The sequence below is a fragment of the Pseudovibrio sp. Tun.PSC04-5.I4 genome (genome assembly GCF_900104145.1).
GTDB lineage: Bacteria > Pseudomonadota > Alphaproteobacteria > Rhizobiales > Stappiaceae > Pseudovibrio.
Genome location: NZ_FNLB01000008.1, coordinates 405535 through 431913 on the forward strand (window position 1 = coordinate 405535; position 26379 = coordinate 431913).

At 50.7% G+C, this 26379-nt stretch carries 19 protein-coding genes; 17 read left to right on the top strand and 2 right to left on the bottom strand.

Annotated features, from left to right (window positions below):
• Nucleotides 1-7 precede the first annotated feature (7 nt).
• The 12 genes from BLS62_RS29420 (at nt 8) to BLS62_RS29475 (ending at nt 13527) form a co-directional block, all read left to right on the top strand.
• Nucleotides 8-1015, top strand: a complete 1008-nt coding sequence (locus tag BLS62_RS29420) for an Ldh family oxidoreductase (protein ID WP_093191035.1) — start codon at nt 8-10, stop codon at nt 1013-1015.
• A gap of 92 nt (nt 1016-1107) precedes the next feature.
• Nucleotides 1108-1602, top strand: a complete 495-nt coding sequence (locus BLS62_RS29425; protein WP_093191038.1) for a TRAP transporter small permease — start codon at nt 1108-1110, stop codon at nt 1600-1602.
• Entirely contained in the window at nt 1599-2897 is a 1299-nt protein-coding gene (locus BLS62_RS29430; protein WP_093191042.1) for a TRAP transporter large permease subunit, read from the top strand. The genes BLS62_RS29425 and BLS62_RS29430 overlap by 4 nt, the downstream gene beginning before the upstream one ends.
• A gap of 36 nt (nt 2898-2933) precedes the next feature.
• Nucleotides 2934-3908, top strand: coding sequence for a DctP family TRAP transporter solute-binding subunit (locus tag BLS62_RS29435; RefSeq protein ID WP_093191046.1), 975 nt, complete (start codon nt 2934-2936; stop codon nt 3906-3908).
• Nucleotides 3909-3997: 89 nt separating this feature from the next.
• On the top strand, nt 3998-4471 hold the full coding sequence (locus BLS62_RS29440; RefSeq protein ID WP_093191050.1) for a NanQ anomerase/TabA/YiaL family protein: 474 nt from the start codon (nt 3998-4000) through the stop codon (nt 4469-4471).
• A gap of 92 nt (nt 4472-4563) precedes the next feature.
• A complete protein-coding gene (locus tag BLS62_RS29445; RefSeq protein WP_093191054.1) occupies nt 4564-5535 on the top strand; it encodes a 3-hydroxyacyl-CoA dehydrogenase family protein in 972 nt (323 codons plus the stop codon).
• A gap of 57 nt (nt 5536-5592) precedes the next feature.
• On the top strand, nt 5593-6696 hold the full coding sequence (locus tag BLS62_RS29450) for a mandelate racemase/muconate lactonizing enzyme family protein (protein WP_093191058.1): 1104 nt from the start codon (nt 5593-5595) through the stop codon (nt 6694-6696).
• A 35-nt stretch (nt 6697-6731) separates the two neighbouring features.
• Nucleotides 6732-7619 (top strand): NAD(P)-dependent oxidoreductase, encoded by an 888-nt coding sequence (locus BLS62_RS29455; RefSeq protein ID WP_093191061.1) that lies wholly within the window; start codon nt 6732-6734, stop codon nt 7617-7619.
• An 82-nt stretch (nt 7620-7701) separates the two neighbouring features.
• Nucleotides 7702-9180, top strand: a complete 1479-nt coding sequence (locus BLS62_RS29460) for a mannitol dehydrogenase family protein (RefSeq protein ID WP_093191065.1) — start codon at nt 7702-7704, stop codon at nt 9178-9180.
• Nucleotides 9181-9296: 116 nt separating this feature from the next.
• The gene (gene uxuA, locus BLS62_RS29465) at nt 9297-10478 is read left to right on the top strand and encodes a mannonate dehydratase (RefSeq protein ID WP_093191071.1); all 1182 of its coding nucleotides are present in this window, start codon (nt 9297-9299) and stop codon (nt 10476-10478) included.
• Between the two features lie 145 nt (nt 10479-10623).
• The gene (locus BLS62_RS29470) at nt 10624-11559 is read left to right on the top strand and encodes a sugar kinase (protein WP_093191076.1); all 936 of its coding nucleotides are present in this window, start codon (nt 10624-10626) and stop codon (nt 11557-11559) included.
• A 423-nt stretch (nt 11560-11982) separates the two neighbouring features.
• Nucleotides 11983-13527 (top strand): multicopper oxidase family protein, encoded by a 1545-nt coding sequence (locus BLS62_RS29475; protein ID WP_093191081.1) that lies wholly within the window; start codon nt 11983-11985, stop codon nt 13525-13527.
• Nucleotides 13528-13646: 119 nt separating this feature from the next.
• Here the strand turns inward: BLS62_RS29475 and BLS62_RS29480 are convergent, their stop codons facing one another.
• Entirely contained in the window at nt 13647-14000 is a 354-nt protein-coding gene (locus BLS62_RS29480) for a tRNA-binding protein (RefSeq protein WP_093191085.1), read from the bottom strand.
• A gap of 158 nt (nt 14001-14158) precedes the next feature.
• A complete protein-coding gene (locus BLS62_RS29485) occupies nt 14159-17017 on the bottom strand; it encodes an autotransporter family protein (protein ID WP_143521640.1) in 2859 nt (952 codons plus the stop codon).
• A gap of 272 nt (nt 17018-17289) precedes the next feature.
• On the opposite strand from BLS62_RS29485, the gene dsrO reads away from it, so the two are divergent.
• The 5 genes from dsrO (at nt 17290) to BLS62_RS29510 (ending at nt 26378) form a co-directional block, all read left to right on the top strand.
• Entirely contained in the window at nt 17290-18009 is a 720-nt protein-coding gene (dsrO, locus tag BLS62_RS29490; protein ID WP_093191092.1) for a sulfate reduction electron transfer complex DsrMKJOP subunit DsrO, read from the top strand.
• A gap of 3 nt (nt 18010-18012) precedes the next feature.
• Complete coding sequence (gene nrfD / locus BLS62_RS29495; protein WP_093191096.1) at nt 18013-18996, top strand: NrfD/PsrC family molybdoenzyme membrane anchor subunit; 984 nt, start codon at nt 18013-18015, stop codon at nt 18994-18996.
• A gap of 12 nt (nt 18997-19008) precedes the next feature.
• Nucleotides 19009-22089, top strand: coding sequence for a molybdopterin-dependent oxidoreductase (locus BLS62_RS29500; RefSeq protein WP_093191099.1), 3081 nt, complete (start codon nt 19009-19011; stop codon nt 22087-22089).
• A 146-nt stretch (nt 22090-22235) separates the two neighbouring features.
• The gene (locus tag BLS62_RS29505) at nt 22236-22784 is read left to right on the top strand and encodes an NADPH-dependent FMN reductase (protein WP_093191104.1); all 549 of its coding nucleotides are present in this window, start codon (nt 22236-22238) and stop codon (nt 22782-22784) included.
• 324 nt (nt 22785-23108) lie between these two features.
• A complete protein-coding gene (locus BLS62_RS29510; RefSeq protein WP_093191108.1) occupies nt 23109-26378 on the top strand; it encodes a coiled-coil domain-containing protein in 3270 nt (1089 codons plus the stop codon).
• The last annotated feature ends 1 nt before the right edge of the window (nt 26379 follow it).

A 26379-nucleotide genomic window follows, 5' to 3' on the forward strand; every position in this document is an offset into this window, starting at 1 on the left:
AATTGCCATGACTGATGTACTCGTAAAAAAAGATGAGCTTCATAAGCTCGCGTACACCAAACTCGTTGAAGCGGGTTTGAATGAAAAATCTGCGACAGAAGTTTCAGATGTATTGGTCTATGCAGATAGCCATGGTGTTCGCTCTCACGGTGTTATGCGTGTTGAGCATTACTGCAAGCGCCTGCGTGAAGGTGGCATGAACAAAGCTGCTGAAATGGCTTTCGAAGACATTTCCGCGTCCGCTGCTGTTCTCGACTCTGACGATGGCATGGGCCATTCCGGCATGATTGCAGCAACCAAAAAAGCTGTTGCAATGGCGAAAGAAACCGGCATCGGCATGGTGACGGTCAAAAAGACCTCCCATTGTGGCGCGCTTGCTTACTTCGCTGAAATGGCTGCTGAAGAAGGCTGCATCAGCCTTTCCATGACGCAGACAGATGCTGCGGTTGCTCCGTTTGGTGGCTCTGAGAAATTCTTTGGCACCAACCCAATTTCCTTCGGTTTCCCTGCAAAAGGTAAGCCTGCGGTTGTTGTTGACATGGCGACCTCCGCAATTGCTTTCGGCAAGATCCTTCATGCTAAGGAAACTGGTGGTTCTCTGCCCGATGGTGTTGTTCTGGATAAGAACGGCGCTTTCACAACAGACCCAGCTGAATTCAGCTGTCTGACCCACTTCGGTGAGCACAAAGGCTACGGCATTGCCATGGCAATTGATGCAATGACCGGTGGTCTGATGGGCGAACGATTTGGCCCACACATCAACCCAATGTACGGCGCATACGACCAGATGCGTGGTCTGGTTTCCATGATCATCGTGATTGATCCTGCCAAATTCGGCAATCCGATCTTCGCAGAAATTATGTGTCAGATGGTTGTTGAACTGCACGCTGTCAAACCAGCACAGGGCTTCGATCGTGTCATGGTTCCGGGCGAACCTCAGGCTGCATATTACCTTGATGCACTGGAAAATGGTGTGGCTGTCGCTGAATCCGTCCACGGTTTCCTTATTTCTTAGCGTCCTAACGGTTGGAGAACCGCTGCTGCAACATGCGGTTCTCCAACCGGCAAGAACAAGAATTCACATCGTGTAACCCAGGGGGGTAACGAATGGAACTGGTACGCAAAATAATTGGGTGGTGTTGGTCGGTTCTGAACATGACGATGGCTGCGGCGATGGTTGCAATGATCGTTTTGGTGTTCATCAACGTAGTTCTTCGCTACGGCTTTAACAGCGGCATTCTGTTGTCCGCTGAGGTCTCCCGATACTTGTTTGTTTGGGTGACGTTCCTCGGTGCTGTTCTCTGTTTGAAAAACGGAACGCATCTTGAGCTCCGGCTAATTGAGTCCTTCCTTCCTGAAAAAGCGATTTTTGTGCTGCGCCGCGTTGTTTGGGCGGTCATTGGTTTCACCTGTGTTTTGTTGGTCATGGGCTCCAACAACCAAGTGAATATGAACTGGTATAACGCCATGCCAATGAGCGGAATTCCTGTTTCGGTTCTGTACCTTGCCGGTGTTGTCGGTGGTTCGATTATGGCGTTGATCGCCTTGCACCGCTTCCTGGTTCCGAGCTCAGAAAAAAGACATGATGAGGATCCAACATGACACTTGCAATTTTCCTAGGTGTCCTACTGGTGGGCATTCTCCTCGGACTTCCTGTTGCCTTTTCGCTGCTCCTTTCCGCACTCGCCTTGATGGTGAACATGGGTATGTTCTCCTCAGGTCTGTTGATGCCTTCCGACATTCTCGCCTCTGCTCTGGTGAATGGTGTTGATAGCTTTGCTTTGCTAGCTATCCCCTTCTTCCTCGTCGCTGGTGAGACTATGGCCTCAGGTGGTCTGTCCCGTCGTATCGTGCGATTGGCGATGGCCTGTATTGGTCACAAAAAAGGTGGTTTGGGCTACGTCGCCATCTTCACCTCTGTTGTGCTGGCCGGTCTGTCCGGGTCTGCTGCGGCAGATGCAGCAGCGCTTGTCGCTATCTTGCTGCCGATGATGCGCGGTGCTGGTTACCCTGAATCCCGCTCTGCTGGTCTGTTGGCTGCTGGTGGCATCATTGCTCCTGTTATTCCACCGTCAGTTCCGCTGATCCTGGTTGGTGTTGCAGGTAACATCTCCATCTCACGCTTGTTTATGGGTGGTATCGCACCTGGTCTGATGATGGGCGGCGCCCTGATGATGACCTGGAGCTACCTCATGCGCGATGAAGAAACCACGCTGCATGAAAAAGCGACCAAAAAAGAGCGTAATGACGCATTCAAAGATGGTATCTGGGCGCTCATCCTGCCGTTCATCATCATCATTGGCATTCGCTTCGGAATCTTTACACCAACAGAAGCAGCCGTTGTTGCTGCGGTCTACGCGATCTTTGTATCCTCTGTTGTGTACGGCGAACTGACGTTGGCAAAATTCTACGAAGTGCTTGTTAATTCTTGTAAATCAGCGGGCATGATCATGTTCCTGGTTGGTTGTGCAATGGTTGCTTCCTGGCTGATAACTGCCGCGCAGTTGCCGCAACAACTTGCTGCCATGCTTGGCCCGCTTATCGAGAGCCCTCGTCTGCTGATGCTGGTCATCATGCTGCTGGTGCTGGCGATTGGCATGGTGATGGATCTCTCCCCTACCATTTTAATCTTAGTACCGTTGCTGATGCCTATCATCCGGGAAGCTGGTATCGACCCTGCGTACTTCGGTCTCATGTTTGTAATGAATTGCTGTATCGGCCTGATTACCCCACCTGTGGGGACCGTTCTCAACGTTGTATGTGGCGTTGGTCGGCTCAAAGTTGAGAAAGCGATTGTTGGCGTCATGCCATTTGTCGGCGTCTACGCTGTCTTGCTGATGCTGTTCACTGTGTTCCCCGATTTGATCATTGTTCCTATGAATCTAATCGCGGGCTGAGTTCGAAAGAACTTAATTTCTACTGGAGGAAATGAAATGAAAAAGACTATCGGTTTTGTTGCTGCTGCTGTTCTGCTTGCCTCAACATCAATGAGCATGGCTATGGAGCTTAAATTCGCTCACGCTGCCCCTGCAACCGACCTGCAGCAACAGCTTGCTGAATTCTTCGCTGAAGAAGTATCTACTAAAACTGATGGAGAGATCACTGTCCTGATCTTCCCACAGGGTCAATTGGGAGATGACCAGCAGATGCTTAATGGTACCCGTTCAGGTATCATTGACATTCAGATGACCGGTCTTGCAATCATGAACGGCATGCAGCCTGAAACAGCTGTTTTCGATCTGCCTTACATGTTCGCTAACCGTCAGCATGCTTACAAAGTAATGGACGGCGAAGTTGGCCAGAAAATGCTTGACGACATGTCCAAATTTGGCATGAAAGGCCTTGCGTTCCCTGAAAACGGTTACCGCAACGTTACCAATAACCGTAAGCCAGTTCGCACACCAGAAGACGTTGTTGGTCTTAAGATCCGCACAAACACTTCCGTTCCATTGAACGCAATGTTTGCTGATCTGAAATCCAACCCGCAGCCGCTTCCAATTGCAGAACTTTACACCGCTCTGGAAACAGGCGTTGTTGAAGCTCAGGAACATCCAATCAACGTAACTCACTCTTTCCGTTACGACGAAGTTCAGAAGTACCTGTCTCTGACCGAGCATTCCTACTCTTCTTTGTTCATGTCCATGAACCTGAACAAATGGAACACACTGACCGCTGAACAACAGAAAATTGTTGCAGAAGCTGCTCAGAACGCAACTGACTACCAGCGTAAGCTTTCCATTCAGAAAGAAGAAGGCTTCATCACTGACCTTGAGGCTCGCGGCATGGAAGTAAACCGTGACGTTGATAAAGCTGCATTCCAGACCGCACCTGCGATTACAGCGACTTGGGCTGCATTCAACAAAAAGTTCGGCCCAGAAATGATCAAAACAATTCAGGCTGCTAAATAAACTGAATTGACGGTCAGCAGCCCGGTTATACCGGGCTGCTAATTTACGAATAATCTAGTTTTAATAGCAAGACTAAGGCGACCCCAGCGATGCTTTCAGCAAATCTTGAAAATCTCGATATCGTTCCGTACATCCAGCCAAAGTTGATGGACATTATTGTTCGCGCGAAGGCTTTCCTTGCTGAAGGTCCTGATTTGGGCCGTTACACCCTTGAAGGTGACGACTTGTTCATTCAAGTTGTTGAAGGCGAAACGGAAGCTGCTGAAAAGCGCCCCTCTGAATTCCATAATTTCTACATGGATATTCAGGTTTTGCTGGCTGGTCACGAAGTCATTGGTTGGGGTCACAAGCCACATAACGCTGTTACCAACGATATGCTTGCTGAAAAAGATCTCGCGTTTACAGACGGTATCGCGGAAGAAAAATTCATCGAACTGATGCCATTTGACTTCGCAATCTTCTACCCAGGTGAATTACACCGTCCCTTGTGTGTTGCACCAACCGGCCCAACGAAATGCCGTAAGGCCGTTGTAAAAGTGCACCGCAAACTCCTCGAAGCCTAACCGAGCGCAGGGGGTGGCTTCCTTCCCATCCCAAATGGGCCACCCCCTGATGTCTTCGGCTTGGAAAAACGTGCGTGTCGTTAGGATGTAAAATGAATGCAGCTTCTGAAAACCTGAAAGACAAGAAGTGTGTCGTCCTTGGCGCAGGCACCATGGGAACGGAGATCGCGTTCTCACTGGCCATAAGCGGCTTCAAATGCACTTTATGGGCACGGCGGCCGGCGTCTTTGAATGAGGCACGCGTCAGACACAATGCCATCTATGATTTCCTTGTTGAAGAACAGCAAGCTCTTGAAGAGAACCGCAGTGAATGCCTGAGTTCCCTCGAGTATTCAGCAGATATTGCTGAAGCTGTTCGGGATGCAGACTTTGTTTTTGAGGCCATTGTTGAGGATGAAGCGACGAAAAAGGCGCTCTTCTCACAGGTGGAAACTCATTGCCGCCAAGATACTATTCTGTCGAGCACGACCTCGGCACTGAGCCCAACCCGGCTTCAATCAGAGTTGAGCCACCCTAACCGGTTTTGTGTTGCCCACTACATTCAACCTGCCCACCTGATGGAACTGGTGGAAGTGGTTGCTGGAGACCGCACGGATGAGCTGACGAAGCAGAAACTGTTTGAACTGTTGCGCCAGACCGGAAAGCAAGCAGTCAATTGCCCGGATGTTCCGGGGTTTCTGTTTGCGCGTATTCAGCATGCAATCTTGAGAGAGTTTGTCAGTCTATACAAACAAGGCCTCGTGAGCCCGCAAGATTGCGACACGCTCATGAAGAACTACGCCCGCAGGCTTCCGGCAATGGGGCCATTTGAACATGCGGACCTGTCTGGCCTTGATCTGCAAATGAGCGCAGGCGCTGCGGCTGTCTGGGCGGACCTGAGTGTGGCACAATCTCCTGCCGAAACGCCGATTGGGGAGCTTTTTGGTGAAGGAAAGTTCGGCATGAAAACCGGACAAGGCTTTTACGACTGGCAGCACAGAAACGCTGATGACTTCAAACGCGACCGTGATCGGACTGTCCTGAGGTTGAATAAGGTTCTGGCTGATAGAGACGCGAAATCGTAACGCTCTCCCTTTGCTTAAAACCTTTCGGTAGTGACCAAAATAAATGTGGAACTGAAGATGTCCAGCGGAACAAAGATCGTTTCTATTACACCTCGCTTGTTCAAAGTGCCTCTTGCTGAGGTGTTGAGCGATGCGAAACACGGTGACCACACCCATTTTGAGTTGATCTCCGTTGAAATTGCGCTCGAAAACGGACGGTCCGGCACTGGCTACACCTATACGGGAGGCAAAGGCGGTTCCGCAATTCTTGCCATGTTGAACGATGATCTTTGCCCGTTTTTACTGGGGCAGGATGCCTGCAAGGTTGAAGAGCTTTATGAGGCCATGCAGTTCCATGTGCATTACGTTGCCCGTGGCGGTATCGCGTCCTTTGCTATTTCTGCCGCCGATATTGCCCTGTGGGACATTCGCGGCAAACAGTTCCAACAACCGCTTTGGAAAATGGCCGGCGGTGCAGATTCCAGCTGTAAAGCTTATTGCGGCGGTATTGACCTGAACTTCACCACGGAACGCCTGCTGGAGAACATTCAGAGCTATCTGGATCGCGGCTTTAACGGCGTGAAAATCAAGGTGGGCCATGCCGATCTTGATATTGATGTGGAGCGTGTGAAAGCAGTTCGGGAGCTGATTGGCCCGCACATCAAGTTCATGGTGGATGCCAATTACAGCCTTGATGTGGAGCGCGGCATTGCTGCTGCTCTTGCGTTCAAACCCTACGACATTTTGTGGTTTGAAGAGCCGATTCTTCCAGACAACTATAAGGGTTTTGCACAAATCACCGAAGCGACTGGCGTGCCGGTTGCGATGGGTGAGAACCTGCATACGATCCACGAGTTTGAACTGGCTTTTGAGTACTCAAAACTGTCCTTCATTCAGCCGGATGCATCCAATTGCGGCGGCGTTACCGGGTGGCTGCAAGTGGCAGAACTCTCCCGTAAATACAACAATATCCCCGTGTGCAGTCATGGCATGCAAGAGCTGCATGTGAGCTTGGTTTCTGGCCAGTCCAACGCCGGATACATTGAGGTTCACAGCTTCCCGATTGATGAATACACCCACCGCCCTCTGGTCGTGGAGAACCACCGCGCGGTTGCTCCTGATACGCCGGGGGTTGGGGTGGAGTTCAACTGGGAAGCGCTCGGACCACACGAAGTCAAATAAGAACAAATAGCCCTTCTAGAATACGAGGAATTTTCATGGAAACGAACCAGAAGCAAAAAGTCTCCGTTATCGGTGTGGGCATTATGGGAACAGCCATCACCACCCGCCTGCTGGAAGTCGGTCATCAGGTTACCGTGTTTGACCTGAGCGCAGACAAGGTAGAGGAAATGGTCGGCAAGGGCGCGCTTGCTGCGGCCTCCGTTACTGAAGCTGCACAGGTCAGCGATTTCGTGATCCTCAGCCTCAACCATGCAAACATTGTTCGCAAAGTGGTTCTGGGTGAGGACGGCTTGAAGACTGTTGGCAACGCTGAAAAGCTGATCATCGACATGTCTTCCATTGATCCGATCGACACCAAAGACATTGCGGCACAACTTGAAGAAGCCTGCGGTATGGGCTGGGTTGATTGCCCGCTTTCCGGCGGTGCTCCAAAAGCATTGCAAGGTGCACTGACAGTGATGGCTGGCGGTAGCGAAGCAAACTTTGCCCGTTGCCGGATGGTCATGGACGATCTTTGCGCAAACATCACATTGATGGGTCCAAATGGTGCCGGCCAGACCACAAAACTCATCAACCAGTTGTTCTGTGCAGTGCTGTTTGAAAGCCTTGCTGAGGCTGTGAAACTTGCTGAAGCTGGCGGCGTTGATCCCCGTTTGATCCCATCTGCTTTGGCTGGCGGTCGTGCAGACTCCAACATTTTGCAGGAGTTCATGGTCAAATTCGCTGAGCGTGATTTCACACCGACAGGCCGCATCGACAACATGCTCAAAGATCTTGATGCACTGCAGGCTTTTGCCATGCGGTCTAAAACAGCCATGCCGATGACAGGTCAGGTTGTTGAGATCCACCGCATGATGTGTGCAGCCGGTCTGGGTGACAAAGACACAGCCGAAATGATGGCCTTCTTTGACGCTAAGAAATAAGCCAGTTCGTTGACTTTAAAAAACTGAGCCCGAGTTAATCGGACTCAGTGCCAGATATTATTTATGACCGGGGAATTATTAAATGTCCGTCGAATTTACAAGGCTCGACCTTGCTGCCCTTCCTGCCAAAGTTGAGCTGCCAAGCTATGACCGTAAAAATCTGAAACCACGTATTGCCCATATTGGTTTTGGCGCGTTTGCTCGTGCTCACACAGCAATGCATCTGCATGAAACCCTTGCTGCTGCTGGTGGCGACTGGGGCATGCGGGTTGTGGAATTGTTTGGCACGGCTGAATTGTTCGGCAAACTTGCAGAAAACGACCATCTCTACACACTGGTTGAAACCTCCGATGAAGGCACCAGTGCACGTTTGTTGGGTGCCGTTTGCGAAACCCAGCACGTTGCTCGTGATGGCGTTCAGGCAATCATCGACGGCTTTGCTGAAGAGCAGCTAAAAATCATCTCCTTGACCGTGACCGAAAAAGGCTACTGCGTCAAAAACGGTACTTTGGATACAGACAATGCGTGGATTCAGGAAGACCTGAAATCACCTTCAACTCCAAAAACTGCGATTGGCTTGATCGTAGCTGGCCTTGCTAAGCGCCGTGAACTGGGCAACGGCCCAATCACTGTTATGTCCTGTGATAACCTGCCACACAACGGTGTGCTGACCGGTATCGCAGTGCGTGAATTTGCTGCCAAGGTTGATGGTGATCTTGCCGCATGGATTGAGGAAAATGTCTCTTTCCCATCCACAATGGTTGATCGTATCGTACCAGCTCTGACTGATGAATCCCGCGCAATCGTTCGCGATCAGCTCGGCGGCCAGATGGATCTGAACGGTATCGTTTGTGAGCCTTTCCGTCAGTGGGTTGTTGAAGACAACTTTAAAGCTGGTCGTCCTCAGTGGGAAAAAGCTGGCGCACAGCTGGTTGCTGATGTTGAGCCGTTTGAAGAAATGAAACTGCGCACGCTGAATGGCTCGCACTCCTTCCTCGCTTACCTCGGCTTCCTTGCTGGCAAAGAAACCATCTCCGATTGTATGGCAGATGCAACTTACCGCGCTGAAACCCGCAAGCTGATGGTTGAAGAGCAGCGTCCAACTCTTGAAGTTCCGGGCGATGTGGATCTGATTGAATATGCTGACATGCTGTTAAAGCGGTTTGCAAACTCACAGCTCAAGCACCGCACCTGGCAGATCGCATCTGATGGCACCATGAAGATGCCACAGCGCTGGCTCAACTCCGTGCGCTTCCATCTGAAACAGGGCACAGATCACTCTCGCCTTATCCTTGGTGTTGGTGGTTGGATGAACTACATCCGCGCTGATCGGAATGGCGAAAGCTATGAGATTCAGGATCCTATGAAAGATAAGCTTGCTGAAATCGTTGCAACCCATGGCGACGACCGTGAAGCTTATGTTTCTGCTCTGCTGGCGCTCGATTCCGTCTTCCCGGCTGATCTGGTGGCAAATGAGAGTTTCACCACGGCTGTTCGGGCTGCCTACGCAAAAGTAGCGGATAAAGGCGCAGCTCAAGCTGTTGCAGACCTAGCGAACTAATAACCGAGGAATGAACTGGAACTCCCTTGCAGTTCATTCCCATGTGTAAGGTCTGCGGTGGTCCCTTTTACACCGCAGACCTCATGCACCGCACACCCAGAGAACAAAGAAAAATTATGGAACAGACTTGGCGTTGGTATGGCCCTCACGATCCTGTAAGTTTAGCTGACATTCGTCAGGCAGGTGCTACTGGTATCGTTTCTGCATTGCACCACATTCCCAATGGGATTGTTTGGTCTGCTGAAGAAATCATGAAGCGGAAAACCGAGATTGAAGCTGCGGGCCTTGTTTGGTCTGTTGTGGAAAGTGTACCGGTTCACGAAGAGATCAAAACACGGACTGGCGCGTTTGCAGCTCATATTGAAGCTTACAAACAATCCATCCGCAATCTTGTGGCCTGCGGCATTACCAAGATTTGTTACAACTTCATGCCGGTTCTGGATTGGACCCGCACTGACTTGCGTTACGAACTGGAAACGGGTGCGACTTGCCTGCGTTTTGATGCAGATGTGTTTGCCGCTTTTGACCTGTTTATCGTTAAACGCGAAGGTGCTGAAGCAGAATACACTGCGGACGAATTCAAACGCGCAGAAGCTGCTTTTGCGGCAATGGATGATGAAGCCAAACAAAAGCTCATCAGAACCATTATTGCAGGTCTTCCCGGCTCTGAAGAAAGCTACACCGTTGAGCAACTTCGCGGCCACCTTGCCACATATGACGGCATTGATGCTGACAAGCTGCGCGAAAATCTTGCGCTGTTCCTGCAAGAGGTGATCCCGGTATGTATTGAGGAAGGCGCTGTCATGGCGATCCATCCTGATGATCCACCGCGTCCGCTGCTTGGGTTGCCGCGCATCTGTTCAACAGAGACTGATTACGCGTTCATCGCCAAAGCAGTAGACCACATCGCCAACGGCTTTACGTATTGCACCGGTTGTTTGGGTGTGCGTGCGGACAACGACCTTGTTGGCATGGTACAGCGTTACGGCGATCGCATTCACTTCGTGCATTTGCGGTCCACTCAACGTGAAGCAAATCAGGCTTCTTTCCATGAAGCAGATCACCTCGCAGGTGATGTTGATATGGTGGGTGTTGTTAAGGCCCTCGTGGAAGAAGAAGAGCGCCGCAGCGCTGATGGCCGTGAAGATCGCATTCCAATGCGTCCGGACCACGGCCATGCAATGCTGACTGATCTGAGAACAAAATCGGCACCGGGTTACCCGGCAATTGGACGCCTGCGCGGCCTTGCTGAGCTGCGCGGTGTTGAAACCGCTATCCGGCAAATCCGGTCCAAGTAAACGCATAAGGAAAGCGGGCAATGTGCGAACCTGTAAATTGCCTGCGTTCCTGAGAATAATTTAGTTTGTAATCAGAGTTCGCAGAATTTCGTGCGAAGGCCTGATGGCAGTCAGATAAGAACCAAAAAGGGAATGGGAGCACCCAATGACCGCAGATATTATTAGTTTCGGCGAGCCGTTGTTTGAATTTAATCAGGTTAAGGGCATCGAAAGTGGTCCTGATTACCTGAGCGGTTATGGTGGTGATGCCTCCAACCTTGCATGCAGTGCCGCTCGTCAGGGCGCAAGCGTTGCAATGCTGGCTCACCTTGGTTCGGATGTTTTCGGCGATAAATTCGTTCAACTCTGGGAAAAAGAAGGCGTAAACACTGATCTTGTTGTTCGCAACGATCAGGCTCCAACAGGTGTTTACTTCATCTCCCACGATGAACGCGGTCATCACTTCACGTTTGCCCGGAAAGGTTCCGCATCCGCTTTGGTGAACCCATCCCAGATGCCTGCCGACGCGATTAAAGCAGCTAAGCTGTTCCACGCTTCCGCAATCACTTGCGCCATCAGCGACAGCTCTTGCGATTCAGTTTTCAAAGGCATCGAGATTGCTCGTGAGAGCGATACCATGGTGACTTTTGATACCAACCTGCGCCTGAAGCTTTGGGGTCTGGAACGGGCTCGTGGTGTTATCCATGAAATCGCGCGTCATGTAGATTTCATCATGCCAAGTGTTGACGAAGCTGAAGTGCTGACCGGTCTGAGCGATCCAGATACGATCTGTGATTTCTACCTCGGTCTTGGCGCTAAAACCGTCATTTTGAAACTCGGCAAAGACGGCGCTATGTACGCCAACAGTGAAACCCGCGAAAAAATTGCAGGCAACCCGGTTGAAGCTCTTGATGCAACTGGCGCTGGCGATTGTTTCTCAGGTGCATTCTTTACTGAATTGGTTGCTGGCAAACCGCTTGCAGAGTCTCTTCGTTACGCAAACGCAGCCGCTGCACTGACCACCCTTGGGTATGGTGCTGTTGCTCCAATCCCGTACCGCAAAGACGTAGAGGCATTCATGGCAAAACGCGACATCAAATAAGAGTGCCACGACTGCTCCTGTCGATCGATTAAGAAATCCTACGGCCCTACTGGCACATAGCTGCCTATAGGGCCTTTTGGGTACAAGCTGTTCGCTGCCAACTCGCGGTTTCAGATCTGATCAAATTTTAGAGTGCAATATATTTAGCGGATGATTGCTTCCTATCCTACACACTTGCCTATACTTTGAGATAAACCTCGGCAAACAGTAGGCACTCCTGCGCAAAGACCCAACGTTTGGTCTGACCGGAAGCAAAAATCTAATGTTTCTGTTTGGTCATTCGTACGTAAGCTGTTCTCAACTTAGCAATTTGACCAACGAAGCTTTAACCCCGTTCCGAACTGAGGTTTTCAACTCTTCGCCATCCTCAGTAGTTTGAAAAAATCAACAAGCACAAATGTACATCCCGCTGAGGAAATATGCATGAGTGAGGCGAAACCGTTTTCTTTCCTGAACCCCATCAAGAACCCGCCAGCTTATGTAATGGATCAAGAGAGCCTAATTCTGGAAGTCACATTGGATGTTGAATACGATCAAAACAATGTCTTCAGTTTTGAAAAGCCCCACAATGTTCCCACATACACACGCGTCTTTACCAGCGCCAAAACCAAGGAGGCCGGAAATACGCTAACCGGCCCGACCATCGAGGTCAGACCCGGTTCAAAGTTGAAGATCCACACGCACAACAAGCTTCCTTCGCAAGATCAAACAGAACCAGACGACATCAACTTTCCCTGTGGTTTCAACAACTACAACATCCACACGCACGGTCTTCACGTCACGCCAGAATCTCCCGGTGATAATGTCTGCATGACGATCCGCCCGGGTGAGGAGTTCCATTACGAATACGATATCCCCGCTGATCACCCTACAGGCGTCTACTGGTATCATCCGCATAAGCACGGCTCCGTTGCGCTACAGATCAGTAGTGGCATGGCCGGAATGATCATCGTTCGCGGACCATTTGATGATCAACTCAGGGAAATGGGTGTGAAGGAGCACATATTGGTGTTCCAAAACATAGCAGTCAATGTGGAGGGTAAGGTGGAGCACCAATCTCCGGTCGCTAGGTTTCCCAACAGCGAATACAACATTACTGCCAACAGCCAGTATTGCCCCATCATCAAAGTCAAACCCGGTGAACTGATCAACCTACGTCTGCTCAACGCCACGACACGCTCTTCCATTAATTTCGAGTGTCCCTTCTTCGCACAGATGTTTATTTACGGGTTCGACGGCAATCCCACCTCCGATTACCGGAAGCAAGGTGGCGTAAGCCTTGCTCCTGCTAACCGTACATCTGTGTTGATGAAAATCAACGAGACAGCAGCGCCGGGTACGTTTTATTATGTGCAAAATAACTCGGTCAAATTCCAACTCATCCCGCATTACAAATACCACAACAACCCACCGCTTTTTGCCATAGAGGTAGAACAGGGTGAGGAAATCAGCGCTGCTATTTATATGCCAGGTGAACTGACGGAGCGGACCACCCCTCCCCCGTTCCCGAAGAGTTTGAAATGTAGTCTGTTAGAGCCAATTGCTCCTGAAGACATCACTAACAAGCGCACCCTTACCTTTCAGGCCAACACGTTAGATGAAACAATCGACCACAGTCAGTTCGGCGGGTGTGAAGTCGCCAACTACTGGGTGGAATTGGATGCAGTGGAGGAATGGACGCTAGAAAACAATAGTGAGCTCCCCTATCCAATCCATATCCACGTAAACCCCATGTACGTCTTTGAATTTCAGGGCGAAGACCCCATGAGTTATACGCTTGAGCTCCCGTTTTGGTCGGATTCAATTCAGGTTCCACCCCACGGAAAAGTAAAGTTCAGAATGCGGTTCAAAGACTTCACCGGCAAGCACCCTCTGCATTGCCACCTGCTCTGCCATGACGATGGCGGCATGATGCAGCACATCAGAGTCGTTAAAGATCTCAAAGAAAGAGAGGGTTGGGAACAATAAGTTTTTGAAATTAAGCTGGTCCCGTTTGTTTGGGCTGGTGAGCGATCCAACTGCTACGGTAGCAACCAATGCGATCAAGAGGCCGTCACCCTGAAGCTGGATTTTGCGTAATTTTGTGCTTAGCCAGCTCGGCAGCCATTTGGGATTGGACTTTCTGGAACCAGAAGACGCGGCGTTTGGTTGTCTTCGAAACCAATGTCAAAAAGCATACCCTCAGAGATTTCTCCGGCCATCTTGCGGCTAGGCAAATTGACGATAAACAAGGCTTGTTTACCTTCAATTTCAAATGGGTCTTCACGCTCACGTTTGATTCCCGCAAGGATAGTGCGGGTATGATCACCCAAATCTACAGTCAACTTCATCAGCTTATCAGATTTCTCAACTTCAGAGACCGCAATGATCGTACCGACGCGTATATCCAACTTCTCAAAGTCTGCGAATGTGATGGGGTCTTTTATGGGAGAAGGCGTCATCTGGATCACTCTCATGGTTGAGCTCTGGTCATTCAGGCGAGTTATGTGCAGCGCGCGGTAGAGTGCTCTCCTATGATAATAATTGCTTTCAGGGCAAGAGCAAATCTAATTGGTTCACCAAAGGCTTCTCCTGTCAACAAGAAGCCTTTGGTGACTGTTTAGAAGTGATAGGCAAAGCGGCCATAAAGAGACGTGTCGCGGGTGTTTTTGGTGTACTCCCCCACATAGCCCAGTGCTGCAGTGAAGGTGTCCGAGGAGACTTCCAGTGCGGCTGATGCGATGAAGGCGGTTTTGTCCTCAAAGCTATCAATAACTGCAAAACCATTGGCGCCGGATGCCATTGAACTGCTCAGTTTGCCATCGGAAAGGGTTTGCCGGATACCAGCTCCAAGGCTTGGCTTGAGCACTGTATCCTCCCAGCGATAGGTGCCCTGCCAGGACAGTTTGGCGCTCGCATAAAGCTCATGCTCGTTTAACGCGCCATGAGTGGTGTTTGCATTTACCTTATTGTCCGTGGTGTAAGCATCACGAGACAACCACAGATGGGTCAAGCCCACTTCCGGTACAAATTTTTGGTCACCCAGCGGTGCAATGTATTGCAGATTGAGCGCGGTTTGAGCACCGCTGCTGGCGTACTCTGCCTGTTCACTATTGCTGGCGGAGGTGTCAGTGTAATCGTTTTGCGTGCGGAAATAGGAACTTATGCCGCTCAGCAGCATGTTGCCAGAGCGGTAGGCACCCTGAACACCAGCGCCAAACGTTTTGACCTGTTCAGAGCGATCCTCATAACCAGAGCCAGTGTAATCAATGCGGCTGTAAGCCATTGAGGCATTCGCGCCCACAAGCAGGTCCGGGGTCAATTTATGGTTGTACCCTGCGATTATGCCGGAGGAACGGGCGTTGTAGCCAAGTGGATTTGCAGCAGCACTCTGGATGGAATGGTACGGCGTTGCAAAAATCTGACCTTTGGTTTCCAGCTTGGTGCCAATGATGATATCCGGCACCGCAGCAACAGCCTGTTGCACGGCGCTTGGCGCGGTGGAGGCATAACCAAGCGGCTTGGCTGCATTGCCGGTGCCCGTTGCTGTTCGTCCATCCATCATGGAAAGCAGAGCGTTCTGGGTAACGCCCATGGTGTGGGCCACAGTGTTTTTTTGCACAACAGCTGCTTGTTGAGAGGTTGAGACGTCTGGCGTGTAATTGAAGATCACCTGTTGGGTACTGGTGCCTTCTACAAAGGAGGCGTCCCAATCTGGCCCCAGTGTTCCGATTAAACTTTTCGTCTCGATACTGGCGAAGAGCTGTTCGTCAATGGGTTTTAAAACGGTGCCATCGGTTACGAGGCTTGGAATGGTATAGGCTTGCCCGGCCACAGTGGTATCAGTGGTGTGCGCGTAAAGCTTGGCATTGTCGAAGGTTACATCAGCAACGTTGTCCGCTTTAATGGTTCCCTCATAGGTGCTTAAGGCAAGATCATCGGCAAAGGCAATGGAATAACCCTTGATACTCAGCTTGGAATTGGCATAAACTTGGTAGGCTTGTGAAGTGCTGCTGAGATAATTGTCTGCACTGTCGTTGCAGTCACCATCACCATTGCCATCACAATCAATTGTGACATTGATGAGCCCGCTGGAATCCAGCGTTAAGTCATTTGAAGCCTGGATTCCGTAGGCTTCAGCCTTGCCAACCGCTCCGCTGTCAGTTCTCGCTTTGGCATAGACGTCGATGAGCCCGGTGTTTGTGAGTGTGCCGTTGGAACTCTCAATACCATAGGCATAGGCAGAGCCTGAGCTCACAGTTGAATTTATGGTGGCTTTCCCTGCTATGGCTTTAACGAGGATATCACCACGGTTTTCAATTACTGTCCCACTAATTCCTATGGCACGGGCACTAGAATAAACATTAGAGCTGGTCGCAGTCCCTCCATTTGCGGTGACCGTTATGTTCCCGCTGTTGGTGTCTACATTGCCGTCTATCCCATAAGCCTTGGCAGAGGCATAGGCGGAGCCACTAGAGCTAGTCGCAGTTCCTCCATTTACGGTGACCGTTATGTTCCCGCTGTTGGTGTCTACATTACCTTCTATCCCATAAGCCTTGGCAGAGGCATAGGCAGAGTCATTAGTACTGGGAACAGTTCCTCCATTTGCGGTGACCGTTATGGCCCCGCTGTTGGTCTCTACATCACCTTCTATCCCATGGGCCTTGACATAGGCATAGGCATAGGCAGCGGAAGTAGAACTGGTCGCAGTTCCTCCATTTGCGGTGACCGTTATGGCCCCGCTGTTCATACCTACATAGCCGAAAATCCCATGGGCTTCGGTGGTGGCAGGGGCTGTGGCACTAAAACTGGTCACAGCCCCTGCATTTGCGGTGACCGTTATGTTTCCGCTGTTCATGCCTACTTCGCCGGAAATCCCTTGGGCATCGGCACGGGCATAACCATTGGCTGCTGTGCCGCCTGTTGCTGCGATATCAATAGCCCCTCTGTTGGCCACCGTTTTTCCAGCAAGCACAGACAAGCCTGTAAGGTCAATGGACTGGTTATCACTTACCAAACCCTGTTCACGGGTAAGGTTGAGAGTAATATCAACATCAGATGTAAAGCTTGAAACAGAATGAATGCCCGAAACACGGAGGTCGGCGTCAGCCGCGGCGTAGGCAGTTCCATCCCAGCTTTGATAGATAGTTGGCATTTGAGCCGAGCCATCATGAATACTCCCGCTCAGGGTGTCTCCATCAGAACCTGAATTGAGGTAAAACACAGCTGGACTTGTATCGCCGCTGCCATCGTAACCGGTATACCCAGATTCAGTCGGCTTTTTGAGCTCTGTCACACTGGCAATGTTAATGTCCGCAGCGAGGACGTAACTTGGGAGTGCAACGGATGCGTAAAGAGCTGTGGCCAGTGTTCCACTTAAAACCAATGAGGTGTTTGAATGCCTGCCCGATCTAACAACGGGTACTTTAGAGATATTTGAGAAATACATTTCAACCACAATTTTAATAAATACTACCACTGATTGTATTTCATCATGACAAATATGGTCAATTACATATAATATTCATGCATTCTGCATTAATATCAAAAACAACGTAAGCGTATGCAATTACGTAAAAATTGCAAAATATGCATCCTTAAAATATCTCTGTATCTTCCGCTGTCGCACTGGCATTTTCTGCCGCTCTAGGGGAACTCCCCTAAGCCTCTAAAAAACCTCCCCAATATTTTTGCTGTGGCCCTCCGGTTAGGTTGGGAATGACCCAAACCGCGACACTCCCGGGGGGAGATATGAATTCAAGACGCGAGTTCCTTAAATTGGCCATGGCAGGCTCTACAGCTGCTGCGGTAACTCCAGCAGTGGCAAGCGCTGCGGAGAAGCCGAAGCACTGGGGCATGTTGGTGGACCTGCGCAAGTGCATTGGCTGTCAGGCCTGCACTGTTGCCTGCACCATTGAGAACGACGTGCCTGCGGGCCAGCACCGCACCGCCGTTCCTGTTTACGAGCTGGACGGACCGGATGGCCCAAGCCAGGCAGTTCTGCCGCGCTTATGTAACCATTGCGATGAGCCACCGTGTATTCCTGTTTGCCCCGTCAACGCGACCTTCAAAACCGATGAGGGTGTTGTTGTGGTGGATGCGGAGCAATGCGTGGCCTGCGGTTATTGCGTGCAAGCCTGCCCATATGAAGCTCGTTTCATCAACCACAAAACCGGTGTTGCGGATAAGTGCACGTTTTGTGTCCACCGCACCTCGGTTGGCTTGCTGCCTGCCTGTGTTGAAACCTGCGTGGGCAATGCCCGTGTGTTTGGAGATCTGAACGACCCGAACAGCGAAATCCGCAAGCAGATGGCACAGCATGAAACCAAGGGCCTGCGCCCTGAATTCAAAACTGGACCAAACGTCTACTACATCGGGCTGGATGACAGACTTGCCTCAACCGTTGCAGTTGGTGGTGGTGCACGTGATCTACGCAAGGGTCTTGAAACCCCTACACATGGGGAGGTGTGAGTTATGCCTGCTATCGATCTTATGTCTTTTGACCATGAAGCTGTTTGGCGGCCATGGGCTGTTGCGTACTTCCTACTGGTGGGTACCGGAGCCGGTGCTGCTTTGCTCATGGTTTACGCTCGTTTGTTGCAAAAAGCGGAAGCCAAAGGCGCGCTTATCATCGCTGCCAGCTTTGCTCTGGCATCAGGCTTGCCGCTGCTGGCTGACCTACATCAACCGGCAAGGTTCATGCATTTTTACCTAAGCTCCGCACCCGGTTCCATCATGTGGTGGGGCAGCTGGTTCCTGCCTGCATTCATCGGCTCAACATTACTGCTGGCGTTTATGACAGGCCGCCGTGGCAATGCGTCAATGTGCGGGTTGGAACGGTTGCTAACCATGGCCGTCGGCGCTTTGGCACTGTGCATACTGGGTTACACCGCTGGTGAAATGACCGTTGTTGCCGCCCGTCCTGTATGGAACGCACTAGGTTTCCCGGTTGTGCTGATCCTGACCGCGTTGATGAGTGGAGCAGGCGCGACAATGGCGTTTGATAGCCTCAACGGCCAAAAGGGCACAGGCCGCTATTTGCTGGTTGTGTCTGGCGCCGCAACACTGGTTGCCTTTGGCTTCTGGATGTTGATGGACGCAAACCTATCTCACCTAGCCGCAGAATACGCCCCGGTTGGTATGTTTGGTGCGTTTGTGCTTGTCGGTGTGGTGGTGCCTGTTGTGCTGGCAATAACCGCAAAACGCTCTGTGCTGTTGCGCGGTGTTAGCGGGTTGCTGGCTGTGTTTGGCGCACTTGCCTTTCGCTGGACCACGTTCAACGGCGCGCAGTTGATGTCCAAGACCGAGACAGAGTTTTACGGTCATGCGGATGTGCTGTCCACTGATGCTCTGCGCGCGCTTGCGGGCTCTGCGGGTATGCTGATTTTGAGCCTGATTGCTGTGACCCTTCTCATCAATCTTCTGGCCGTGCGTGCCAGCAAACAAACCCAAGCTTGAGGAGACCCAGTTATGACCATTTCTCGCCGTGGTGTTCTTCAAGGAGCGACCGCTCTGGGTGCAGCTGGTGCCGTGTTCTGGGGCTTTGCAGAAACAGGTAAAGACTTCTACCGAGGTGTCTTCGGTGAAGCGAAAGCCAAAGGTATTGCGGGAGGCGCCTTGCCACCGGAATACAAAGTAGACGGAAAAACCGGTGAGGTGATCCTCAACCCGGACCAACGGGTGAGCTACACCATGTGCATGGGGTGCACCAGTGTTTGCGGCATCCGTGTGCGGGTAGACAAAGCCTCCGGTGATATCCTTCGCGCAACGGGCAACCCGTACAGCCCGCTCTCCACCAATCCGCATTTGCCATACGACACGCCGATCAAAGACGCACTCACCGGCCTTTCCGCCTATGCAGAGCAAGGGTTGGTTGGCCGGTCTACGGCCTGTGGACGTGGCAACGCAGCCATTGCCAAACAAAACAGCAAGGAACGCATCCTCAAACCCATGAAACGCGTTGGCAAACGTGGCGGTGGGCAGTGGAAGGAAATCTCCTGGGATCAGCTGATTGAAGAGACCGTAGAAGGCGGCGATCTGTTTGGTGAAGGCCAGGTGGAAGGTCTTCGGGCAATCCGGGATCTGGAAACCCCGCTGGACCCCAAAAACCCGGAATTCGGTTCAAAAGCCAATCAGCTTGTAGTCATCCCCGCCTTTAAAAATGGCCGCCTGATGATGGCAGCCCGCTTTGCAAAGATGGCTTATGGCACGCGCAATCTGGTTGGGCACCGGTCTTACTGCGGCTTGTCCATGCGGGCAGGTTACGCAGCTATGCTGGACAACCTGAAAAAGCAGCCACACCTGAAACCAGATTACCGCAATGCCAAGTACATGCTATTTATCGGCACAGCACCGGGCAATGCGGGCAACCCCTACAAACTTCAAGGCACATTGATGGGCGCAGCCCGTGGCCGTGATGATGTGAAGTATGCGGTTGTTGATCCGGTTCTCACCAACTCTCAAAACCATGCGTTTGGAAAAGACAACACATGGGTGCCGATCAGACCGGGCACCGATGGCGCGTTGGTGATGGGCATGATCCGCTGGATCATGGAAAACGAACGATATGATGCCAAGTTCCTCGCTCAACCGTCCGGCGCAGCAGCCAAGGCAGCAGGCGAGGCCAGTTGGTCCAATGCAACGCATCTGGTCATTGATGATCCTGAGCATCCAAAGGGAGGCGCTTTCCTTCGGCAAGGAATGAGGGTTGCCGACCTTGAGGAAGACGCTCAGAAGCAGCCAATGTGTCTTGATGTGCAAACCGGAGACGTATCTCCTGCATCTGGTCTTCCGGCCAAGCTGTTCTTTGAGGGAACAGTGACCCTGCTGGATGGGTCTACAGTGCCCGTAGCCACCAGCCTGAGCTTGCTGCGCCGCGAGGCCATGCGCAAAACCGTTGCTGAATATTCCGCAGATTGCGGTGTGCCAGAAGAGCGGATCGTCTCGCTTGCCAATGACTTTACCAGTGTTGGCAAACAGGCCGCTGCGGATTGCCATGGCGGTACCATGCACGCATCTGGTTTCTACACCGCCTACGCTATCGTCATGCTCAACGCATTGGTCGGCAACCTCAATGTAAAAGGCGGAACAACCGTCGGAGGTGGACGTTACAAGGATGTGCAAAAAGGCCCACGTTACAATCTACTCGGCTTCCCCGGTAAGGTGAAAGCCAAGGGCGTGGATGCTGGTCGTGGTGGCTTCGCCTATGAGAAAACCAGCGAGTTCAAGCGCTTGGTTGCAGATGGCAAAAATCCATACCCAGCACAGGCTCCGTGGCATTCCTTCACCCAGCCTTTGGGTGCGCAATGGCTGAGTTCCATTTTGGAAGGCTATCCTTACAAAGCCAAAGCCGTCATCACATGGTCCTCTAACCCGGTTTACGGGGTTGCGGGCGCAGAAAATGACCTCAAAGACAAGATCACCGACACCAACCGGTTGCCGTTGTTCATCGCCATTGATCCGTTCATCAACGAGACCTCCCGGTATGCCGATTACATCGTGCCGGATCGGGTGTTCTATGAAGCATGGGGCTGGGCTTCTGCGTGGGGCGGTGTGCCAACCAAGGTCTCAACAGCGCGTTGGCCTGTGGTGGATTGCCAGACCGGATTGACGCCGGATGGTCGTAACATGGACATGGACAACTTCTTCATTGATGTGGCCAAACGCATGGACCTGCCGGGCTTTGGTGATAAAGCCATTCCAGATACGGATGGCAACCTGCATCCACTGCATCGCTCAGAGGATTTCTGGCTGCGTGCCGGTGCCAATGTGGCATTTGACGGCGGTGCGGTGCCAGAAAGTGATGATGGCGACATGACCATCACCGGTGTTGATCGCATTCGTCCGATTATGGAATCCACACTGAAGCCAGAGGAATGGCGGCGTGTTGCCTACCTCTACAATCGCGGTGGACGCTATGAGGATGCGGATAAGACCTACAAAGGCGATACCTTTGCGCGGTCTTACAAAAAGGGCATGCAGATCTGGAATGAAACTGTGGGCACAGCGCGCAATTCCATGACCGGCGAAAAGTTTGTTGGCTGCCCAACCTGGCAGGCCCCAAGCTTTGCCAATGGACAGGCCGTGGACGACAGGTTCCCACCGCAGGAATGGCCGTTCCGTGTTGTCAGTACTAAATCTCAAATGCGCTCTTCCAGCACGGGCGGCAACGTCTATCTGGATGACTTAAAGCTCTCCAACGCCATTTCTATCAATGAGGTGGATGCAGATCAGCTTTCCGTCAAAACGGGAGATTGGATCACCGTGATCTCACCAAGCAACAGCATCAGCGGGCAGGCTTTGGTGCGCAAAGGCATCGCGCGCGGTGCACTTGGTATTGAGCATGGCTATGGACACCGGGAACTGGGCGCAAGAACCCACAAGATCGGTAACAAGGTTCTGGAAGGCTTCTCCAATCGCGGCCTTGGAACAAACAGCAACGATCTGGGTTACAGCGACCCCACGAGTAAACGAGTGGCTTTGCTGGCCGACCCCGTTGTTGGCAGTGTTGCAAGACAAGCGATCCCTGCACGCGTCGAAAAAATGAAATAACAGCGTGTAGCTAAACTCAAAGAGCCCCCATCCTTTGTGGAGTGGGGGCTTTTTTTTGTGCGATGTGAGCTTGTGTCGATAATAGAATTTCTTCCCAACGAAGAGCTGTTGTTGATCCATACTGGGAAAAACAATAGGCTGAGGCCATGAAGATTCTCGCTATTTCAGGCAGCGCAAGAGGCGCGTCTACCAACACAGCCCTGCTGAACGCATTGCCGAGTGTTGGCTCTCCCGACCATGAAATTATTGTATTTCAGGGGGTTAGCGATTTGCCTGTATTTTCGCCGGACCTTGAGGCTCACCCTTTGCCGGAGAAGGTTCAACTTTTCACAAAGCTGATTCAGGAAGCTGATGGAATCATCATTTCAAGCCCGGAATATGTGAGAGCAATTCCCGGAGGCCTGAAGAACGCCATCGACTGGCTGGTGTCTCGCGATGAGCTTATCGCAAAGCCGATTGCGCTTATGCACGCCTCTCATCGCGGCGATGACATGCTAAAGCAACTCAGACTGGTTCTTTCCACGGTGAGTGAACGGTTTTCTGAAGATATCTTTTTAAAGTTCGAACTTATGAAGCACACACCCTTGGAGATTTCGGAGATTCTGGAATTGCCCGAGAATAAGATTTCTCTCGTCAATTATCTGCGAGAATTTTCCGAGTACTGCGGTGCATCTCAGCCATTAGCTGCAGAATAGTTCAGGCTCTTCCGCAAAGTATTTACCTGTTGAATTTACTCAGTAAAAATTTGCAACACCGGTATTTGGAGATCTTGCACAGGCGCATGTAGATGGTTTCCGCGCCCTCATTGTTAATGATGCATATGGGAGAGCACGCATCAAGCTGGATGCGCCATCCACTACTGTTTTGTTGATCAATATAAATTCTAGATAAGTATTTGTCATTCCAACCTACTAGTTTTACTAAATATCTCGTCGATAGATGAGCATAAATTAAGAAATTACTTCATCTGGTCAATGCTATTTATCCTGAAATACATTTAGTACACGGTGAGGAATACAATGGCAGATCCTGTTTCTTCTTCTGATTCAAATCAAGGGTCCGGTGGATCAAAGCAGGTATCGCCACATGATGCGTGGGCGAATGCCGTGCTTGCGGCCATCGATGGAGGTACCGATCACGCGGATGGGCAAGATGCTGATCAAAAATCCTCATCAGATCAGCTAAAACCTGCGGACGGCGTGATCAAAGAGATCGCAAGTGCACGGAAAGTGTTTGAGGCGCTTGTCGCACACTCCCAAAAGATTCCTGATAGTGACGAGCTAAAAGTATTCGAGAACATTTCACAGAAGGCGAAAAAACACCTGGTTGAAGCGGAAGCCTGCGCAAAAAATGGTGAGTTTCAAAAGGCAAAAGACAGGCTTGAAAATGCCGAGCTCGGCTTAGGTGGAATGCAGAGTGCCTATGAACAGGGTGTCTCGACTGCATCCAAGTTGGAAGGGCATTTTAAGACTATCAAAGATCTGCAAAAGCAATCAGCAGCTTTCTATAAGAAGCGATCCGAAATTCCCTACAAAAAGGAAGTTTCTGATCTTCTTAGTTATTACACAATATCCGAAACGCTTGCTGTGGATGCAAAAGCGTTTCTAGCGACCAATCACGTGAAAGATGCAAGTACTGTCATTGAACAGATGCGGACAGCAGTCCAAAATATGGAGCTGTGCTTTAAGGAGCCGAAAGACGCGCGGACAGCTGAAAAAGCTAAGGCAGACGATCTGGAGTATGGCATCGTTTCCGAAAGCGCACACACCGGTCAAGATGTTGATATTATTGATGATGTTTTTGTAGAGGAAGTTGCGTTAGCAGAGCGCGCAGATGAAATATTCGCTTTAAACCGGCAACTTGAAGAAGACCATAAGCAAGACCGCACTGGATGGAACAAAAAGCATCTTTCACAGTTTGAAGAAGCTTATAAGCAATCAAAAATCTTTCTTGATGCCGCCAACAAAATGGTCACAGACCTGTGGCTAGACTCGGATATCAAAAAAGCACTCCCCAAGATTGATAGTTCGATTGAAAGCGGCAAGGCAGCTCGTCTTCGCATGAAAAAAGTGGGCTTGTCTGCTCTAGGACACGGTGATGCAGAAAGTGCTGAAATCATCGCGGCTGATCAGGATTCTCAGGCGGATATCTTTGAAAAAAGGCACGCCAGATTGAAGGACGATCTAGACAGGCTAAATACCGCTGTAAATGAGGGAAATGCCAACTGGCGACCTGTTTGTGAACACATCAACGGAGCTGAATTCGATGGGGTCTATCTGACAGCGATGGGCGGTATTGCTGAGGCCGAAAAATGGACTCAAATTGGAACCGAAGATGCGCAGGGACAGAGTGAGAAGCTGCAGGTATGTGTTTCTCAAGTCAAAGCGAATTTGGTGCAACTGCAGAAGCTCTTCAATACAGCACTTGAGCTTAGAGATGCCAGACTGAGCCGACTTGAAGATGAAACCAAAGCGTCGGCAACTAAACTTCAGGATCTTACCCAGAGGCGTGGTGAAATTGAGGCTTGGAGCATTGACCTCAGCCCCTTTGATCAGGCCCGTGCGCTTGCTGTAAAAGCACTAGAGCGGATGAATGTGACTTTGGCAGACAACAATATTATCAGAGCACCGGGCCAGCTGGATCTACTCAATGCGAACACCAACAGTTTGCAGCAGGTTTTCAATGGAGTGCAGAGTGAAATTCATAAAATTGAGGCGGATATCAAGTTCCGGTTCAAAAATCTTAAAAGTACATTTACCTCTCTTGCCGGCCGTAAAAATGAGTTAAAAAAGAAACCTGCCGAGCTCGGTAAGTTTGAAAAGGAAAGCAGCGAAGCCTTCATGCTATTTACGCAGCATCAAGCAGTTATGGATGCTTGCGATAGGAAGGCGGCACATGACTTCCTTGAAGGCATTGACCGTAACCTGGGTAATATGAAGTCACTGCTGGGTGAAAGCACTGGCTCGGAAGCAGGTTCAGGACAACTTGACACGTCCGGTCGCCGAGCAGAACTGTTGCAAGCTGTACGAGACAGATATTCGCAACAGCAACAGTTGGAGAAATGGTCAAACGAGAATGACGATGTTGCTGGGCTTCTTTCTGAGTTTACTGCGGCTTATGAAGAGGCAAAAACGCAATCAGACCATTTCAATGTTGGGCTAATTGAGCTTGCGCGGCTGAATCCGGCATTGGTTGAAGGTGCTATGAGGGCGATCGATCAGTCTCTCGATGGAATGGACCGGATCTTCCAAAATGCCAGAGAACTGATGGAGAAGGCGAAAGGGACCGAAGCAGTTCAGAGTGAGCTGAACCGTATATCAGACCTTATGCAGCGCATTAAGGGCTACGATCCTAGAGTTGCGCAATACGAAGATAATGCGAGCTTGTTCCAAGATGCTGATGAAAAATCTTTCTACAAAGGCCTCATTGGAAATCTCAAGAAATGCCTTCTGGATGCATCCTACCATTACCACAAGGATGACGACGCCAAGGGAGAGGAAGCACTTGAAAACCTTGATATCTATTTTGGCAGCCTTGATGATGCTCTCAAACAAGCTGAGGCAACGAAGAAAGAAGTTGATGAGTTTGACCGTATTGCTGAAATGGCGAGCCAGTCGATGGCAACTCTCACTGCCAAAGAGAATACTCTGAAAGAAGAGGGACAGCACGAAGCCTTTGAGAAGAACAGAACCGCTGTGAAGCTCCTTGTTGCCGATGTTGATCGCCACATAGCCGATCAGGACATCAAACCAATCCGCAAAATTATTCCAGAGCTGAATGCCGCCGTTCAGAGGATGGAAACAGAATTCCTCAAATCAGGGGGGGAGACACTGAAAGGTGCCCCACATGAAAAGACTAAGGGCTCCTTGGAGGACGATGTCGCTGGTCAGAAACACGACGTTACCCCTGAAAACGGCAATGATGCGGAGCAAAAAGCGAAGGCCTTAAAGAAAGAAATCTTCGAACTGGAGAGTGTTGCGTATAAAGCCTGTGAGGTGATGGTTGTTCTTGATGAAAAGGTGAAGAAATTAAAAGACAAAAAACACCGGGACACATACATAAACAACAAAAAGAACTTTAGGGCTCTTGTCACAGAACTGGGTGAACACATCCGCGGAGGCAGAATGGACGAGGCCCGGGCTACCATTCCACGGATGAAAGCGGCTGCGCGGAAAATGGAAAAGGAATTTCCGAAAACAAGGGGCGAACAACTAAAAGCCGCTTTCGGGAAAAAGAAAAAAGACCCCTTTGCTACAGATACAGCCCCCAAGAAGGGGAAAAAGAAATAGC

What these genes read in the sequence shown, in the direction of transcription:
- BLS62_RS29420 (WP_093191035.1), top strand. Translation starts at nt 8, where the DNA reads ATGACTGATGTACTCGTAAAAAAAGATGAGCTTCATAAGCTCGCGTAC.
- BLS62_RS29425 (WP_093191038.1), top strand. Translation starts at nt 1,108, where the DNA reads ATGGAACTGGTACGCAAAATAATTGGGTGGTGTTGGTCGGTTCTGAAC.
- BLS62_RS29430 (WP_093191042.1), top strand. Translation starts at nt 1,599, where the DNA reads ATGACACTTGCAATTTTCCTAGGTGTCCTACTGGTGGGCATTCTCCTC.
- BLS62_RS29435 (WP_093191046.1), top strand. Translation starts at nt 2,934, where the DNA reads ATGAAAAAGACTATCGGTTTTGTTGCTGCTGCTGTTCTGCTTGCCTCA.
- BLS62_RS29440 (WP_093191050.1), top strand. Translation starts at nt 3,998, where the DNA reads ATGCTTTCAGCAAATCTTGAAAATCTCGATATCGTTCCGTACATCCAG.
- BLS62_RS29445 (WP_093191054.1), top strand. Translation starts at nt 4,564, where the DNA reads ATGAATGCAGCTTCTGAAAACCTGAAAGACAAGAAGTGTGTCGTCCTT.
- BLS62_RS29450 (WP_093191058.1), top strand. Translation starts at nt 5,593, where the DNA reads ATGTCCAGCGGAACAAAGATCGTTTCTATTACACCTCGCTTGTTCAAA.
- BLS62_RS29455 (WP_093191061.1), top strand. Translation starts at nt 6,732, where the DNA reads ATGGAAACGAACCAGAAGCAAAAAGTCTCCGTTATCGGTGTGGGCATT.
- BLS62_RS29460 (WP_093191065.1), top strand. Translation starts at nt 7,702, where the DNA reads ATGTCCGTCGAATTTACAAGGCTCGACCTTGCTGCCCTTCCTGCCAAA.
- uxuA (WP_093191071.1), top strand. Translation starts at nt 9,297, where the DNA reads ATGGAACAGACTTGGCGTTGGTATGGCCCTCACGATCCTGTAAGTTTA.
- BLS62_RS29470 (WP_093191076.1), top strand. Translation starts at nt 10,624, where the DNA reads ATGACCGCAGATATTATTAGTTTCGGCGAGCCGTTGTTTGAATTTAAT.
- BLS62_RS29475 (WP_093191081.1), top strand. Translation starts at nt 11,983, where the DNA reads ATGAGTGAGGCGAAACCGTTTTCTTTCCTGAACCCCATCAAGAACCCG.
- BLS62_RS29480 (WP_093191085.1), bottom strand. Translation starts at nt 14,000, where the DNA reads ATGACGCCTTCTCCCATAAAAGACCCCATCACATTCGCAGACTTTGAG.
- dsrO (WP_093191092.1), top strand. Translation starts at nt 17,290, where the DNA reads ATGAATTCAAGACGCGAGTTCCTTAAATTGGCCATGGCAGGCTCTACA.
- nrfD (WP_093191096.1), top strand. Translation starts at nt 18,013, where the DNA reads ATGCCTGCTATCGATCTTATGTCTTTTGACCATGAAGCTGTTTGGCGG.
- BLS62_RS29500 (WP_093191099.1), top strand. Translation starts at nt 19,009, where the DNA reads ATGACCATTTCTCGCCGTGGTGTTCTTCAAGGAGCGACCGCTCTGGGT.
- BLS62_RS29505 (WP_093191104.1), top strand. Translation starts at nt 22,236, where the DNA reads ATGAAGATTCTCGCTATTTCAGGCAGCGCAAGAGGCGCGTCTACCAAC.
- BLS62_RS29510 (WP_093191108.1), top strand. Translation starts at nt 23,109, where the DNA reads ATGGCAGATCCTGTTTCTTCTTCTGATTCAAATCAAGGGTCCGGTGGA.